Annotated in this window: 14 protein-coding genes and 2 tRNA genes; 3 read left to right on the forward strand and 13 right to left on the reverse strand. The window is 49.7% G+C overall.

Translation table 11 applies throughout. The annotated features are described in order from the left end of the window. Position 1 precedes the first annotated feature (1 nt). The 8 genes from FCL42_RS03880 to FCL42_RS03915 all read right to left on the reverse strand — a co-directional run bounded on the left by FCL42_RS03880 (position 2) and on the right by FCL42_RS03915 (position 10751). Positions 2–2188 carry a bifunctional metallophosphatase/5'-nucleotidase gene (locus FCL42_RS03880; RefSeq protein WP_136862069.1) on the reverse strand — a complete coding sequence of 729 codons (2187 nt, stop codon included), beginning with the start codon at positions 2186–2188 and terminating at the stop codon, positions 2–4. A 168-nt stretch (positions 2189–2356) separates the two neighbouring features. Further along, complete coding sequence (locus FCL42_RS03885; protein ID WP_136862070.1) at positions 2357–2632, reverse strand: hypothetical protein; 276 nt, start codon at positions 2630–2632, stop codon at positions 2357–2359. 141 nt (positions 2633–2773) lie between these two features. After that, entirely contained in the window at positions 2774–4891 is a 2118-nt protein-coding gene (locus tag FCL42_RS03890; RefSeq protein WP_136862071.1) for a type I secretion system permease/ATPase, read from the reverse strand. Further along, a complete protein-coding gene (locus tag FCL42_RS03895) occupies positions 4888–6822 on the reverse strand; it encodes a bifunctional diguanylate cyclase/phosphodiesterase (RefSeq protein WP_136862072.1) in 1935 nt (644 codons plus the stop codon). Before FCL42_RS03895 ends, FCL42_RS03890 begins: the two co-directional genes overlap by 4 nt. After that, positions 6809–7459: a transglutaminase-like cysteine peptidase gene (locus tag FCL42_RS03900; protein WP_136862073.1), complete on the reverse strand. Its 651-nt coding sequence runs from the start codon at positions 7457–7459 to the stop codon at positions 6809–6811. The genes FCL42_RS03895 and FCL42_RS03900 overlap by 14 nt, the downstream gene beginning before the upstream one ends. After that, the gene (locus FCL42_RS03905) at positions 7443–8045 is read right to left on the reverse strand and encodes an OmpA family protein (RefSeq protein ID WP_136862074.1); all 603 of its coding nucleotides are present in this window, start codon (positions 8043–8045) and stop codon (positions 7443–7445) included. Before FCL42_RS03905 ends, FCL42_RS03900 begins: the two co-directional genes overlap by 17 nt. Continuing rightward, on the reverse strand, positions 8042–9352 hold the full coding sequence (locus FCL42_RS03910; protein WP_136862075.1) for a TolC family outer membrane protein: 1311 nt from the start codon (positions 9350–9352) through the stop codon (positions 8042–8044). The genes FCL42_RS03905 and FCL42_RS03910 overlap by 4 nt, the downstream gene beginning before the upstream one ends. A 10-nt stretch (positions 9353–9362) precedes the next feature. Beyond that, positions 9363–10751: an HlyD family type I secretion periplasmic adaptor subunit gene (locus FCL42_RS03915; protein ID WP_136862076.1), complete on the reverse strand. Its 1389-nt coding sequence runs from the start codon at positions 10749–10751 to the stop codon at positions 9363–9365. Between the two features lie 187 nt (positions 10752–10938). On the opposite strand from FCL42_RS03915, the gene FCL42_RS03920 reads away from it, so the two are divergent. Further along, positions 10939–11073, forward strand: a complete 135-nt coding sequence (locus FCL42_RS03920) for a DUF3149 domain-containing protein (RefSeq protein ID WP_136862077.1) — start codon at positions 10939–10941, stop codon at positions 11071–11073. Between the two features lie 49 nt (positions 11074–11122). Here the strand turns inward: FCL42_RS03920 and FCL42_RS21985 are convergent, their stop codons facing one another. From FCL42_RS21985 to FCL42_RS03940, 4 genes are all read right to left on the reverse strand, one after another. Beyond that, positions 11123–11662, reverse strand: a complete 540-nt coding sequence (locus tag FCL42_RS21985) for a type II secretion system protein (protein WP_169308283.1) — start codon at positions 11660–11662, stop codon at positions 11123–11125. A gap of 101 nt (positions 11663–11763) precedes the next feature. After that, a tRNA-Val gene (locus tag FCL42_RS03930) sits at positions 11764–11840 on the reverse strand. A gap of 16 nt (positions 11841–11856) precedes the next feature. Then, a tRNA-Val gene (locus FCL42_RS03935) sits at positions 11857–11933 on the reverse strand. An 80-nt stretch (positions 11934–12013) separates the two neighbouring features. Then, positions 12014–13387, reverse strand: a complete 1374-nt coding sequence (locus FCL42_RS03940; RefSeq protein WP_136862078.1) for an MATE family efflux transporter — start codon at positions 13385–13387, stop codon at positions 12014–12016. A 38-nt stretch (positions 13388–13425) separates the two neighbouring features. Between FCL42_RS03940 and FCL42_RS03945 the strand changes: the two genes are divergently transcribed. Then, positions 13426–14043, forward strand: a complete 618-nt coding sequence (locus tag FCL42_RS03945; RefSeq protein WP_136862079.1) for a riboflavin synthase subunit alpha — start codon at positions 13426–13428, stop codon at positions 14041–14043. Positions 14044–14107: 64 nt separating this feature from the next. Here the strand turns inward: FCL42_RS03945 and FCL42_RS03950 are convergent, their stop codons facing one another. Continuing rightward, positions 14108–14314 (reverse strand): CPXCG motif-containing cysteine-rich protein, encoded by a 207-nt coding sequence (locus tag FCL42_RS03950; RefSeq protein ID WP_136862080.1) that lies wholly within the window; start codon positions 14312–14314, stop codon positions 14108–14110. 277 nt (positions 14315–14591) lie between these two features. On the opposite strand from FCL42_RS03950, the gene thrS reads away from it, so the two are divergent. After that, entirely contained in the window at positions 14592–16520 is a 1929-nt protein-coding gene (thrS, locus tag FCL42_RS03955) for a threonine--tRNA ligase (protein WP_136862081.1), read from the forward strand.

Genomic DNA, 16520 nt, shown 5'->3' on the forward strand with positions numbered 1-16520 from the left:
CTTACGGGTTAACGAAGCTATCAATCACGCTTAGGTTTTGAACGCGGCGGTCTTCTGCCATAGAAGTTTCCGCTGCGGTATATGGCTTAGTCTCATCAGGGAAATTCGCCATGAAGTACTCAGCTACCGCGTCTTGCTCACCCCCGGTGTAACTAAACTCAGACTGCATGCCAAAGTCGCAAGAACTTAACACTGGGAAGTCTGGGGTGCCATCACCATCTTCTGGATCACCGAAGCCAACGTTGGCGTAGATCTGTCTGCGATTGCTCGACTGCACGTCAAATGGGTAATCATCACCGCCGTTGGCGAGGAAGTTCAATGTCACCACCTGATAGGTATTGGCCGCCGCAGCTTGTGCAACGCCAGCGGTGTACAGCGCCGTATCTGGCACGTTGTCGGTGCCAGTATCAACCCAAAGGTCGGTCACACGAGCGCCAGCTGGTAGGCTAGGGTCAAAACCGAAGGAGATGCCGCCCACTTGAGGGAATTGCCCCGGGGTTGCACCATCAGCGGTGGCTGCCACGCCATGTTCAAGCAATGCTTTAAGCTGGGCACCGGTGACATCAACCACCACCAAGCCGTTATCAAAGCGCAAGGTGCCGCGCATATGACCTTCACTGACGTCTCCTGCCTCTGCATCCACACCATCGTTAAATGGAGGGAAGAACTCAGTTTCTACACCCGTAGTTACTGCGTTACCGATCTCAGCGCGAATGCCGCCGCCATTACGAAGGGCAAGTACATTAGTCAGCTCTGAGCAATTTTCGGCGTAGGCGATCATGGCATCGGAAGTTAGATTACCTAGGTTAGTTTCCTCGGTACGAACTTGACCTCGGCGGCCTTCCAGATAAACGTCGGTATGGCCAATGACGTTGTTAAACTGGTTGGAGATCACCGCTTGAACTGCATCGCGAGTGTCAATTACGCGTTGATTTTTAACCCCCTCTACGGCGGTGACGTTGGCGTCAGTAGAGGCATATGCACCGTTCACCGCTTCGTCTAGGCTGCCTGGAATTACATGTCCTTGCTCATCGAAGCCAACGACCAAGCGACCTAAGTACTTATAATCACCGTCTACGTTAACAACCAAAGTTGGATTGCCATCAGCATCTTGAGTTTGGAACGGGTAGGTTTCGGCGAACTCATTATCACCGGGGAAAAGCGTATCGTTACTATCACCCATGCGAGTATTAGAGCCACCGGCAACAATAATATCGACTCCGGAAAGCGCTTTAGCGAGCTCTTTCTCAATGCTGATCTGTTGCATGTGCGCTAGAACGACGATCTTATTCACGCCGGTCTCGGTTAATGCATCGATGGTTGGCTGAAGTGCTTCGGCCAGTTTAGAAATATCGTCGGTGCTTCCGGATAACACCAGATCACCGGTTGAGGTGATATTTGGCAGATCCGGCGTGGATGCACCAACAATACCAACCATCTCATTGCCGATACGTACAACGGCGCTACCGGCGACCTGACCGGCCATCTGGCGAGCGTCATCGCCATCCATGCCAATTCGCGGTGCAAAATCTTCATCACCACTAAAATCAACGTTTGCCGCAAGGATGGGGAATTGAGTTCCAGGGAAGGTGACGCCATTACGTGATTCGCTAGAGATGGCATCGGCCAATTCACCAGGCCCTTGGTCTAATTCGTGGTTACCCAGTGCGGTGGCGATAACCCCAAACTCGTTCATCCACAAGTGATCTACGTGGCCAGGTTCATTACTGCCGGTAATGGCGCGAACCGAACTGTCCTCCGCGGCAAACCAGCGCGGCCCTGCGATCACGTTATCGCCTGAGGAGACCATGAGGGTATCTTGGCCGTATTTGGCGTCGTTCTTAAATCCGTTTACTAGGGCTGAGAATTCGTCGACCGTATCCAGTGCCGTTGCCTCGTTGCCATCCACATCGGCAAAGTGGAGCAGTTGCAGCCAGAAGCCATCTTCACAAAGGTAGTTGGTGGCATCAATCTCATCAGCATCTAACACGTTGTTACGGTTATTGTCTAAACCGCTGTCCACTCGAATACCGCCGAATGTACACTGCGTGCCAGTGCCCAGTTCCGTTTGGGAGACCAACGAGTTGATGCCATCGCTGCCGTCGTCACCATCACAACCTGTTATTAGTAGGGCGGATGCGACAACTGCGGCCAATGGGCTCAATGGCCAGTCCTTAATATTCTTCATAGCGAACAATCCTTTATGGTGAAAGTTGGGTGGTAAATTATCAAACGGCCTATTTTGGGTAAATCATTTGATAACCAAGGTTGCACAAATTGATCAAAATTGTGATCCGGAGTGAAAATTAAACAAAAGGTTACTCCGTAACATTCAAAGTGATTGACTTTAGTCAAACTAGACCGGCCGTTGTTTACTGCAAAGAACAGCGTGTTTTGTTTGTGCGTTAACTATCTCGCCAAAAACACCCCAGAGATACTCGGGAACTGTGACAATTTTGTGATGGAGGAGGGAGCTGAGGGCGGTTTCACAGCAGGATGAGATTTTCGGAATCAAGCGTCTTTTTATCGTTAAACGCCAATCCGATTTTGCGTTTAAGTTTACAGATACTTGGTGTTGCCATTTGTCTTGACCGTTCAGCACAAGCCCTAAGGCATTTTTCCATTGCTTCATCTTATATTCCCGCAGTAAGCACTGCATCGCTGGATCATCTGACGCATCGCAGAATTTCCAACAAAGCGTAGAAGCTGTCTTCGGCTTGTCAAGAAACTGCAATAAATGCCTTTAAACTTATCAGCGGGACTTAAGAGCGTATTAACCTGGTACTGTGGCTTTCAATTTTCCTCCCCTTAACTCTTTCAATACTTGGGCTTTTGGACCATCAGCCACCAGACGGCCATGATCAACGATCAGGATCCGGTCTGCGACATCCAGCATCGAAATTTTGTGAGTAATGAGCACTAAGGTTTGGTGAGCGGGCAGGGATTGAAGCTGCTGCTTAATTTGCATTTCCGAGCGATTGTCCATGGCGCTGGTGGGCTCATCCATCAGCAAAATAGGGGGATCGGTCAATAGTGCTCTGGCGATGGCTATGGACTGCCGCTGACCACCAGATAACTGCTGTCCGCCTTCGCCCACTTGCCGGTCAAGCCCTGCAGGATCTGGATTGCTGAACTCAGTCACCCCCGCTCTGTTGGCAGCCTGCAAAATGGCTCGCTCTGAAGATTGAGGTCGGCCCAGTATGATGTTGTCCCGAATGCTGCCATAGAATAGGCCTGGGTCTTGTGGGACGCTGCCAATATTGCGACGAACGTCGTCAGGATGCAGTTGCCCAATATCGGTACCGCCGATTCGAATGGAGCCCTCGCTAGGCTGATAGAGTCCTAGCAGTAATCGCTCTAACGTGGTTTTGCCTGAACCTATACGACCCAAGATAGCAACCTTTTCACCGGGTTTAATGGCAAAACTAACCGATGTCAGCGCTCGAGTTTGACTCTCTGGGTATTGAAAGCTGACGTTGGCAAAATCGATACTGGCCGCCAATGCAGGCCGATGAAGGTACTGTTTGTCGCTGCTTTGCTCTTCTGGCATGGCCATAAGATTTTCTAGCATGGTATAAGCTGACTTAGCTTGGTTGTAGCGAGTACTTAACATGGCAAGCTGAAGCAGCGGGGATATCGCCTTGCCACTGATCATCGATGCGGCGATTAACCCGCCCATGGTGAGCTCACCGGCAGCGATTAGATAAACGCCCAGTATGATCATTGAAATTGACGCCACTTGCTGCGCACTGCCGGCACTCGATTGAACCCAATCCGTTAATCGTTTGGTTTTAACTGACCAGTGAGCCATGTGGCTTACGGCCTGTTCCCATCGGTATTGCATCTGACCTTGAGCACCAAACCGTTTCAAGGTCTCCAATCCACTTAGGCTCTCAATCAATGTCGCGTGTTTTTGGCTGCTTAGCTGTGCGCCTTGCTCAATGCTCTGCTTTAGCCGCTTTTGAATCAACAGGCTTTGGACAAGCAACACGGTCACCACCACGATGGGAATCCAAACCAGATTGCCTGCCATAAGGGCAATAACGCCAAGGAAAAGCAGCGCAAAGGGGACGTCAATCAACAGGGTGATGGTTGCTGAGGTCAGAAAGTCTCGAATCGACTCAAAATCTTGCATGTGCTTTGCAAATGCACCAACCGAAGCTGGACGGGAAGACATCTTAATTCCAAGGACTTTACTGAAGATTTTTGATGACAGTAATAGGTCGGAGCGCTTACCGGCCAGATCAATAAAGTGGCTTCGCAGCATTTTTATGACCAGATCAAACAGCACCACTAAGCCTGCGCCACTGGCCAGTACCCAAAGCGATTCGAAGGCCAAATTGGGCACGACTTTGTCATACACCACCCGCGTGAATAGTGGGATCGCCAGCGCAAATAGATTAATTAATAAAGACGCGAGTATGACGTCGCGATACAGAGAGCTAGACAGTTTCAGTGTGGACCAAAACCAGTGGGCCTTGGTGTCCACCAGTTCATCGCTGCGCTTGTCGGTCACAAACTTAGGCTTAAACAGGTAGATCTGCTCGGTGATCTGACTGTTTAGATCCTGCCAATCCTGCCAACAGGGAAGGGCGTGACCATCGGGCTCGACCACCAGCCACTGTTTTTGTTCATGGTTGGAATCGAGCACCACTAGGGCGCTGCCATCTTTTAGCGGAACCAACGCTGGCAGCACTTCAATGGGTAAGTCTTCAACTGAATAGTGGCTAGATTTAACCATTAGGCCAGCGCGATCGGCCGCTTGAGGCAGCAGGGATAACGTAAGTTTGCCATCGGCAAGGGGGAGGCCACTAATCAGTGCATCACCAGAGTTGGCCAAATTGTGGTGGCGAGCCAGATACAACAAGCACTCAAGAATGGGGTCATTCATAACGAGGCCACCTCCTGCCAAGTTTCAGAGACATGGCCTTGGACGCCATCGAGTTGCAGCTTAGTAAACAGTGCCAATTGTGCAGAATCTTCAACGTTAGTGGCAATGGCCGGGATCTCGATGTTGTGGACCGTTCTGCAAAGAGAGAGCAGCAGATCTTGCTGGCGTTTATCGTCAATGTTCTTGCTATAAAGCAGATCCAGCTTCACGTATTTAGCCTTAGGCAAGGCGTTCAGATAATCCAAGCGGTCAACGTGTCGACCTAACTGGTCGATGGCGTAACTAAATCCAAGCTCCTTGAGCATTTGGCAAAATAGCCATGCTGCGTCTGGGTGCTTAACGAACAACAGTTCAGGCAGTTCAATCACTAACTGATGTTTTATCAATTGATGAGCCGTCAGTTGGCGCTTTAGCCAACGACAAAATCCAGGGTCCATCACCGACGCCAAGCACAGGTTAATGGCGAGGGTATCGTCTCGATTTTGCAAGGCACTTAAACCGTAACTAATAACATACCGGTCAAAATCGGTGGTTTTACCTAGCCCTTCTAGCGCTGGCAAAAACTGATTGGCATAGATGGCATTGTTTTGGCTGCCTAGAGCGGTATAAAGCTCGTAGTGGAGCAGTTCGCCATCAAGGGTCATTGCAGCCTGCTCTCTGAAATTGAGTCGATTTGAGGTGAGCGCTTCGTTGACCAACTGAAGCCACTGCTGCTTACTGCGAGTCTTGGAATGTTCACCGCTTGCTTGTTTCACCACCTGTGATTGGCCACTTTGTTTGGCTGAAATAAGCATGGAATCGAGACAACTAAGGACATCCGCTGGCGCCGCTTCGCCATCTAGGGTCAATACCGCAATAGAAAACTGAGGGGCGCTAATACCAAGGGGGTCGATGGCCAAACTGGACACAGATTGGTTGAGCCAACTTAGGTAAGCCGTGCGTTGTTCGGTATCGACGTCTGCCACAAACAACATAAGCTCGGTGTTGTTCAGTCGAGCTAGCTCCAAATTGCACTCCAGAGGCGCTCCTTGAATCAGTTGAGACTTTAGGTTTTGAAGCTGGGCGCGATATTCGGATGGTCCTTGAGCCAGGCTCGATTGCAGTAGGGGGATATCCAGTAATGCAATAAAGCCGGTGTTTTTTTCCTGCTGCCAAAGGATCAGGCGTGCGTCCACCATGGTTCGATTGCCTAAACCGCTGCTCTCATCCAGATAGAGCTCTGTGCGAATGCGCTCTGTCTCCTGAGCCTGTTCTTGATACAAGCGTTGAAATTGTTCAGCCACCTTTAAAAACGCCGACTGAACCGAGGCGATCTCCTTGGTAAAGGCCGGTTTTAATGCATCCAACTTTGGTTGCCCTTGATGAGAAATAAGCTCGCCCAAATCACGAATCTCTTTAAGTGGCGCTAACAGTTTTCGGGTAATGGTGGCGATTCCTATCAGCAGCAAAATCCAGGCGATAACGGCACTCACCATCAGCTTTTGAATCCAAATCCACAGAGCCTGAGTCGCAATGCTGGGGTCAGTAATCAGCACCACTTTGGCCAAGGTTTGCCACTGCGTCTGTATTTGCGCCTCAACCCGAATCGGCGTAAACCAGCCTAAATTAGCGAACCAATCTGGTGCCAAGCCGGATGTCGGTGGCATCTGCTTTCGCCAAAGGGGCACATTGTCTTTATCAATCACTTCCACGGTTCGAAACTGCCCTGAGTCAAACAGAGGCACCAATGCGGCCTCAAGACCTGCGATATCGTTGAGTTGTATCCAAGGTTTGGCCATGGCACTAATTCCGGTTCGGGCGCCATCCAAATAGACTCGCTGCTGCTGATCCATGAAGCTCTGTTGATGGTGCAATTGCCCGTACAATAACGCCGATAACACTAAGGCACTGAACAGGGTGATGAGCAGCATTAATTGTTTAAAAAGTGTCATGTCGGGCCTCTATGACTTGATTGGGCTGTCTTGGTTTTCTGCGCTCTAACACCTGACGCCAGCGAGAAAAGCTGCTGATGTCTTGTTCTTGTGTGGGAGAAAATCGGTTTCGGTTTAGCCACAATTTAGCGGCGTTAAAACTGAATATCGGTTGCAGATCTGCCCGTTTATCTGCCGGTAGCAGTTCAGGATTTAAGTTATCTAAAATAAGCGGTGGTTTATCGTCACTGGGGTAATAAGCCAGCACCACATGGTAGGATGGGCGACTTGCAATCTTTACGTAGATCAGACGCATACGTTGTTGAGGCACACCTAGCTTTAATAGGCTATCGAATTTGGCAATGGCAAAGTCTTCACAATCACCAGCACCGGAACCGATGAACTCCGGTGCGCTGGCCCAATAGTCTTCCTCTGACCACATAATGCTGTCCTCAACCTCGTGAAATTGATTAAAGAATCGATTCACTTGCTGTAGTTGTGTCGCTCTATCTTGACCTTCAAGTGCCAGTAGGTGCTGCTTCCACTGGCTAAAACGGACGGAGGCAGGCTCACCATAAGCTTTGATAATCTGCTGCTCTAAATTGGTTCCAGCTCCCATCAACAGCAGCAGACTCACCCATCTAAGGGTTTTCCACACTGTAAATTGTCCATCTCATTAATGGCTGGTTTTGATGCTGGGTGAATTGAATCTCAACCCGTCGGTTTTTGGCATGGCTAACGTCATCATCGCCGGTAAATTTCAGTTGGCTTTCACCGACATAATCTGAGGACAAACTTGAATTTTGAACTCCAGTATCAACCAGCGCTTTTTTCACGTTTTCTACGCGCCGCTTGGAAAGAGCAAGGTTGTACTGCGCTGACGCTAAGGCGCTTGTATGGCCAACTAAAGTGGCGGTTGCACCATTCATTAGTCGGTCTGCAGCATCCTCTATGGCAGGCAGTTGATCTGAGCGAATAACGTCATCGTCATTATCAAAAAACACCACGCTTGGGGTTATCACAGTGCGATCAAACTCTGTTGCACAACCTCGGTTATTCACCAGTGCGCCAGACGTTGTTGCATCGCAACCATCACGGTGGTTGATAACGCCATCAAGATCCAGATCGGCCAAATCCGCCCGTTGTACGGCGAGGGGATAGTGATCCGCATCGTAACTACTGCAAGAGCAAATCAGTACTGCCGTTGCCAGTGGCGCTATCTGGCGTATCCACTTTGTCATCATCTGCGACTCTCCAACCAAGCTTGAGGACGTTCAACATTTAGGGCATCGAGCAGAACTCCGGTGGCATTGAGCACCCGGTATCTCGCTTCAATTTCGGCGTATTCTGCGTCTAGGTAAGCTTTTCTTGACTCAAACAGTTCGTTCTCAGTGTTCAAAAGATCCAGCAATGTCCGCTTGCCAATATCAAACTGTTTCCTGTAAGCAACCACGGTATCGTAAGACGCTTGAACATGGCCTTGTAGAAAGCCCAATTGCCGCTGTGTAAATTGCCACGCGTTCCATGACAGCCGAGTTCCTTCGTCAAGTTCTCGAAAGGTGTTGTCTCGAATGGATTTCGCCACGCCCACTTGATGCGCCAATCGGCGGACTTCGGCGCGATCGGCCATGCCATTGAATAGGTTAAACCTGAGTTTCAGCATCACGCTGAAATCATCGCGATGGCCTAAAGCCCCGTTATATTCCTCTTCCCAGCTCTGCTTAACGTCGATAAAGACCTCAGGATAGAAATCGCTTTTGGCGCCATCTCGCTGAGCGAGTGCGGCATCGATGTCTTGAGTGGCAACAAATATGGTCGGGTTGGTGGCCCTTGCCTGTCCCAGTGCCTGTTCTAGGGAGTCAGGAAGAAAGTTAGCGTCAACCTCTGGACGAATTAGCTGATTGGGTAGACGGCCAATGACTCGTTGATACTGTTCCTGGGCATCTCGCCAATCATTTTCTGAAGCAATCAGGTTACTGTTTGCTCGAGCCAAGCGGGCACTGATCTGAGACAGATCCGCAGTGGAACCCACCCCTTGGCGAGTCCGTTTCGCAATGTCATCGTAGATCGACTGGTGTTTATCACGATTGCGAACCGAAAGCAGGTACACCTGTTCAGTTCGAATTAGGGTTAAATAGAGTTGCGATACCGACAGGGCGATGTTTTCCGCATCCGACAGCAACTGAAATCGCTGAGCTTCCGCTTCCGCTTGAGTACGAGTGGTATTCTCTGAGGTATCAAAACCCTGGAAAAGGTACTGTCGTAGAGTCAAGGTAACGTTTGAGGGGTTAAACTCATCGTCGCCGGTGATGCGGGTGTTTCGGTTATCAATGGTTTGATAGCCCGCACCAGCCTCTAGGTCCAACGTTGGCAGATAACCTGCTTTTGCTTCATCGATGCCTTGAATCCGACTTTGCAGTTCTTGGTACTGGCGAATGATGTTGGGGTTTGTAGCCAACGTTTGCGCGACCTCCTGCTCCAAACTGATGGGCGCGGCATTGCCATGAGTGCTTAGCCATAAACCCAGTATGGCGCTTGTTATCCTTAACATGAGCGTTTCCTTATCTTTCCCTAAGAGCCGTTTGTGAAGCGACACGCATCGGTTTTGTTAAGTAATCCAAGATGCTGCGTTGACCACTGATGATGTCCACCGAGGCGGTCATACCTGGAATGATTGGTTGCGACTGAGCATCGCCGAGGTAATTGCGCTCGGTTCTAATGCGAACCAGATAAAAACTGTTGCCCTCTTCATCAACGGTGGTGTCAGCACTGATGTGCTCCAATTCACCAGACAGGCCGCCATAACGGGTGAAATCGTAAGCACTGAATTTCACGATGGACTTGAGCCCCGGCCTGAGAAAAGCGATATCTTGTGGAGCGATCTTGGTTTCGATCAGCAGATTGTCGTCGTTAGGCACAATGTCGATGAGATCGGCACCGGGCTGAACCACGCCTCCTAAGGTGTTGATGTGAAGCTTCTGGATGATGCCGGCAACCGGGGAGCGCACTTGGGTTCGACTGACTTTGTCCTGAAGGTCGACGCGGCGCTCACGCATCGCGGCTAATTCGCCCTCGGCTTCGTTAAGTTCGCTACGTCTGTCGGAAACAAACCGGATGGCAGCTTCACTGCGCTTATAGATAGACTCTTGTATCGCCGCCTCTATTCCAGGCTGCTGCAGCTCGGCGCTCTTCAGTTCTCTGAGATTGTCGTTGGTTTGACGTTCTAGCTTTAAGATCTCCACTTGGGAAACCACGCCTTCATCGGCCAAAGGTTTCGTTAAATCGTATTCACTTTTCGCAAGTCGATAACTCTGTCTTAAGTTGCCCACCCGTGCGTTTGCTTCAAGTAATTCCTGCTGTTTTTGAGAAACCTGCTGATTGAGTTGGCGAATTTGATTGGCAAGGCTATTGAGCTGTGAGTGGAATTGCGCTCGTTGGCGCTGCAGTAACAGCGGCTGTTGTTGGGCGAATTCGTCAGGGTAGGTGAGCTGTGCCTGCTCGAATAACGTTGGCAGAGGTTGATTTTGCTTTAGCTTATCGACTATGGGAGTCACGGCGTCTATTTCGGCTTTAAGGCGAATGGCCCTGGCCTCGAGCTCTCGCTGCTGCTGCTCTCGTTCACGATAGTCTGCTTGAAAGCGAGTGTCGTCAATCTCCATAAGCAATTGACCTGCGTTAACCGACTGTCCCTCTTTAACCAGTATCGATTTTATCAATCCCCCCTCTAGATTCTGCACCACTTGGCGTTGGCTGGATGGGATCACCTTGCCATCTCCGGTGGTTACCGTATCTAAATGGCTGAAATTTGCCCACAGTAGGGCGATGGGGATAAAACTGGCAATAGCCCACAGCAACCACCGGCTTGTGCTGGGGCTATTCATTAAGATGGCCACCTGTGGCGTGCCTAAGTAATCGGCGTCTTCCTGGCGCAGCGACGTTTTGTTTGGCATGGAAACCTCATCCCTGGGGTTTCCATCAAGTGTAGACCAGTTATAGAAAGACGTTACATTTCATAGTTATCAGAGTTGAAACTCGCCTTTCCAATAACAAATCGACAACAGTTTTGATCCTGATCAGTAACAGCCGTTGCTGACTCGATTAGGCTGAACTAAATCCGGTTCATAAAGGAAGATAATGATGGAGCTTTGGTTAGATTTGTTGTTTGGAAATGCCATTGGTCTGGCTTCGATGTTAGTGATCTTCAGTACCATCGGCATTGTTGGTTTTATTGCTTGGATGTTCATCAGCAAGTCGGCGAAACCAGGCACCTGAGATTATTCTCCCCATTAAAAAAGGCTCCTTAGGGAGCCTTTTTTGATTGCTATGAATTGTTACCGTACGCCGCGTAAGTTATCTCTGTGCTGCCATCGGCTGGGTAGTAGGTGAGGTGAGGCAAGTTAACGCCCAATTCATTATGTTCACCCACATAGATGTAGTAGCAATGATCTGAGCCATACCAATATTTGATCTGCACAGATTTGTCGCCGTCAAAGGTGCTGCCGGCGTGCGAGGTGATGGTCAGATCGGAATTAACCATTGCCTGCCACAATTTGCCGCACTCCTCGCCTTTAATCTGGCCAGAGCCGTCCGTGTTGATCGGATAACCAGCATCGTTACTGTCAACGGTGCCATCGCCAAAGCTCGCGAGATTTTCTACCGCTTGGCCGGTGCCTTCCGTCAACCAGCCATAATGGTAGAGTCGCACACTCTCTTTAAACTTAGAGAAGGTACTGTCGACAACCGCTTGATGGGCTTCAGAGCCGGAGGAGATAAACTTCGGCAGGGCAACCACTGCTAATACCCCAAGAATGATGATAACCACCACCAACTCTATTAGGGTGAAACCGCTATTTCGCTTCATTTGATTATCTCCCAAAACAGTGACTAAGTCTGACACCGTGAACCACGTTTTCTGATACGGAAATGCAAAAAGCCCGCTCAATAGAGCGGGCCAGTGCAATTTGGTACGACCGAGTGGACTCGAACCACCGACCCCCACCATGTCAAGGTGGTGCTCTAACCAGCTGAGCTACGGTCGTATTTCAAATTTTAAGCTGGTGCGTCTGAGTGGACTCGAACCACCGACTTCCACCATGTCAAGGTGACACTCTAACCAGCTGAGTTACAGACGCTTTGTCTTAACGACAGGGCAGATAGTAAGGGCATGACCGATTAAAGACAAGCCCTAAACTTAAGTTAAGCGTTTGTTTGCTTAAACATTACTCGCAGTGGCTTCATGTTCATCAGCGATGCGCTTTTGTCGCCAACGTAAGCGCAACTTCAACATGATGGCGGCGGAGGTTAACCCAGCGATAAAGCCGATCCAGAATCCGGAAGCGCCCATCGGGGCCACAATCCAATCGGTCAGACCAAGAATGAGACCGGTGGAGAGGCCGATTCCCCAGTAAGCAATCAACCCAATCCAGATCAATACCTGCGTATCCTTATAGCCTCTGAGGGCTGCAGCACTGACCACCTGCACCGAATCAGATAATTGATAGATGGCACAGAGGAACATCAGTTGAGTAGCCAGAGAGATAACCGCAGCATCATTGGTGTAAAGTTCAGCAATAGGCTCTCGAGCCAGCACGGTTATGGTGGCGGTAATCGCAGCGACTAATAGACCGAGCTGAATGCCTAAGCGAGCAACCATGGCGGCGGTTTTGGGTTCATTGCGGCCGAGGTAGTAACCAACGCGGATGGTCAAAGCAATACCAAGGGCTAAAGGCAGCATGAACACCATGCCGGAGAAGTTGGCTGCCACTTGATGACCGGCAACGGTAATGGGGCCCAAAGGTGCAATGGCCACCGCCACAATGGCAAACAGCGTCACTTCGAAGAACAGGGCTAGGGCGATAGGTAGCCCCAGTTTGCAAACCTGTTTTTGCTTCTCCATATTGACCTGGCACCAGCCTTTAAACAGTTCATAGGCTTTAAAGCGCTTGGACCAAGCAACGTAGATGGCCATGGAAAAGAACATGCCCCAAAATACCAATGCGGTTGCTACGCCACAGCCAGCGCCGCCCATGGCAGGCATGCCCAAGTGGCCGTAAATAAAGACGTAGTTTGCTGGTACGTTGATGGCCAGTCCAATGAAACCAATGATCATAGACGGCAATGTCCAGGAGAGGCCCTCGGTAAAGTTCCTTAACACTTGGAACAGCAGAAATGGCGGTGCGCCCCACAAAATTGCGTTAAGGTAATCACGACTTAGCTCAAACAACTGCGGATCCAGGTCCATCTGTGCTAAAACCCAACTGGCTTGGGTAAATAGCAGCATGCAGGCAATGCCGGAGACAATGGCCAAATAGATACCTTGCTGGATCAAAGGCTTAATTTTATGCTCTTCGCTGGCACCATGAAGATGAGCGACCATCGGCGTGAGGGCCATTAAGATCCCCGCAAAGAACAAAATCGTAGGTAACCAGATGCTGGTACCAATTGCCACGGCGGCCATATCAGTGGCGCTAACTTTACCGGCCATAACCGTATCGATAAAGCCCATGGTGGTTTGAGCGACCTGTGCGGCTAACACGGGTAACGCAAGAATAATGAGTTTTTTAGCCTGATAAAGGCGACTGTACATAGTAGTGTGGTCCAATACCGCAAGATGTAGGAATAAGTATGTTTACTGGAATTGTACAAACCAAAGCGACAGTGGTTGCGATTAAAGAGCAACATCAGCTGCGAACCTTCGAAGTGGAGATCCCAGAGGTCTATCGTCAAGGCCTGGAAGTTGGTGCGAGCGTTGCCAACAACGGAGTGTGCTTAACAGTGACGGAGTGCTCCGATGATAGTGCTTTTTTCGATGTGATGGAAGAAACTCTGCGGCTAACCAATCTCGCCGACATTAAGGTGGGCGACAAGGTGAATATAGAGCGGTCGTTAAGCTACGGTAAGGAAGTTGGCGGCCACATCATGTCTGGCCACATTCATACGAAAGCGATTATAAAACAGATAGATAAAACAGAAACCAACTGCACAATGACCCTGTCTGTTCCAAAGCAATGGATGAAGTACATCCTACATAAAGGTTTCATCGGCATTGATGGCTGCTCATTGACGGTAGGCAAACTGGAGGAGGGCGAATTTGCCCTTCACCTAATCCCTGAAACGCTTTCCATTACTACCTTGGGCGAGCGCAGCGTTGGCGATGAGTTAAACATCGAAATTGACAGTCAGACTCAAGCGATTGTTGATACCGTTGAGCGGGTATTGGCTGCGAAGAACTTGGCGTCATAACAACTGCTGATAAGTCTCCAATGCAGCACATCAGAATGGTGCGCTGCATTGGTTTGCGTTGCCCTCAATACAATTGCTCGTCATCACTGTCTACCCGTAGCTGCAGTGATTGGCGTTGCTGGTCAATGTGCAGCTGAAGATGGATAGGGTTACAGCAAGATTGGCAGTCCTCGAAATACTCCTGGTCGCCACCGCTGGCATCGATAGAAACAGACGTAGCCTGACCGCAATGGGGACACAACACCGTTTGGTAAAACGCATCGCCTCGCATGGCTTCCTCCAATTAGGATAATACCCACCCCAGAAGTTTAGCTAACCCTGCCTTTTTTCTCTTAAATTTGGGGAAATGGCGGCGATCTAGTCATTTAGGTTTGTAATGAAATTTTTAGATTCCTATACTACGCCTTCACCAGCAAAGCTTGAGGTGGATTTGGCTCTGTTAGCCCAGTAAGGCCGATACCCAAACTTGCCACCAAAAGCGGTTTTGCTGTCTTCTTTATATAGACAACATGTGATCTTTTGTGTGGATCACCACTGTGGAGAATACTATGCCTGTTATTACCCTGCCTGATGGTAGTCAACGTCAATTCGACAACCCTGTATCTGTAATGGATGTCGCCATGGACATCGGTCCTGGTTTGGCCAAAGCCTGTATTGCTGGCCGAATCAATGGCGAACGCGTTGATGCCTGTGAAGTGATGGAGTCCGATTGCGAACTGTCCATCATCACCGCCAAAGATGAAGATGGTCTTGAGATCATCCGTCACTCTTGTGCACACCTTCTTGGCCATGCCATTAAGCAGATGTACCCGGACGCCAAAATGGCGATCGGTCCGACCATCGACAACGGCTTCTACTACGACATCGATCTTGAGGAAAAATTGACTCAAGAAGATGTAGAAGCAATTGAAAAACGCATGATGCAACTTGCCAAGACTAACTACGACGTGATTAAAAAGCGCGTAAGTTGGCAAGAGGCCCGCGATACCTTCGAAGGTCGTGGTGAAACTTATAAGATGGAGATTCTGGACGAGAACGTCAGCCGTGACGACAAGCCAGGTCTGTACCATCACGAAGAATACATTGACATGTGCCGCGGCCCTCACGTGCCGAACATGAAGCACTGTCATCACTTTAAGCTGATGAACGTGGCTGGCGCCTACTGGCGTGGTAACAGCGACAACAAGATGCTGCAACGCATCTACGGCACCGCATGGGCCGATAAGAAGCAGCTTAAAGCTTACCTGCTACGTCTGGAAGAAGCGGCCAAGCGTGACCATCGTAAGATCGGTAAAGCGCAAGACCTGTTCCATTGGCAGGAAGAAGCACCAGGTATGGTGTTCTGGCACAACGATGGCTGGAGCGTGTACCTAGAGCTTGAAAAATTTGTCCGTACTAAATTGGCCGAATTTACCTACCAAGAGGTGAAAGGCCCGTTGATGATGGACCGCGTGTTGTGGGAAAAATCTGGTCACTGGGACAAGTACGCCGACAACATGTTTACCACTGAGTCAGAAAAGCGTGAGTACGCCATCAAGCCGATGAACTGCCCAGGCCACGTTCAGATCTTTAACCAAGGGTTAAAATCTTACCGTGATCTGCCGCTGCGTATGGCTGAATTTGGCTGCTGTCACCGTAATGAACCATCAGGTGCGCTGCACGGCCTGATGCGCGTTCGTGGTTTCACTCAAGATGATGCCCACATTTTCTGTACCGAAGAGCAGGTTCAAGCTGAAGTAACCGATTGCATTCGTATGGTATACAACACCTACGAAACCTTCGGTTTTAACAGCATTGCCGTGAAACTTTCCACTCGTCCTGAACAGCGTGTGGGCTCCGATGACATGTGGGATCGTGCCGAGCAAGGCTTGATTGATGCACTGAAAGCAAACGACATCGAGTTTGAGCTTCAGCCAGGCGAGGGCGCATTCTACGGTCCTAAGATCGAGTTTACGCTTCACGACTGCTTAGATCGTGCTTGGCAGTGCGGAACAATTCAGTTAGACTTCGCGCTTCCTGAGCGTTTAGGCGCGTCTTACGTTGCGGAAGATAACAGCCGTAAGACTCCGGTGATGATTCACCGCGCGATCCTAGGCTCACTAGAACGATTCATCGGCATCCTGATTGAAGAATACGCCGGTCGCTTCCCGACCTGGCTAGCTCCAACTCAGGCTGTTGTTATGAACATTACCGATAAACAAGCGGATTATGTTCATAAAATCGCGGACCAACTCAAAAATGCTGGAATTAGAGTGAAGGCAGACTTGAGAAACGAGAAGATTGGCTTTAAAATCCGCGAACATACTTTAAAGCGTGCTCCATATTTGTTGGTTGTTGGCGACAAAGAGGTCGAAAACAATGAAGTGGCAGTACGTACACGCGATGGCGCTGATTTGGGTAAGTTTAAAGTGGAAGATATTATTTCCCGTATCCAAACAGAGATCAGCGACCGTAGTCTGAAATTGCTGGAGGAATAA

Source organism: Ferrimonas aestuarii, assembly GCF_005116665.1.
Taxonomy (GTDB): domain Bacteria; phylum Pseudomonadota; class Gammaproteobacteria; order Enterobacterales; family Shewanellaceae; genus Ferrimonas; species Ferrimonas aestuarii.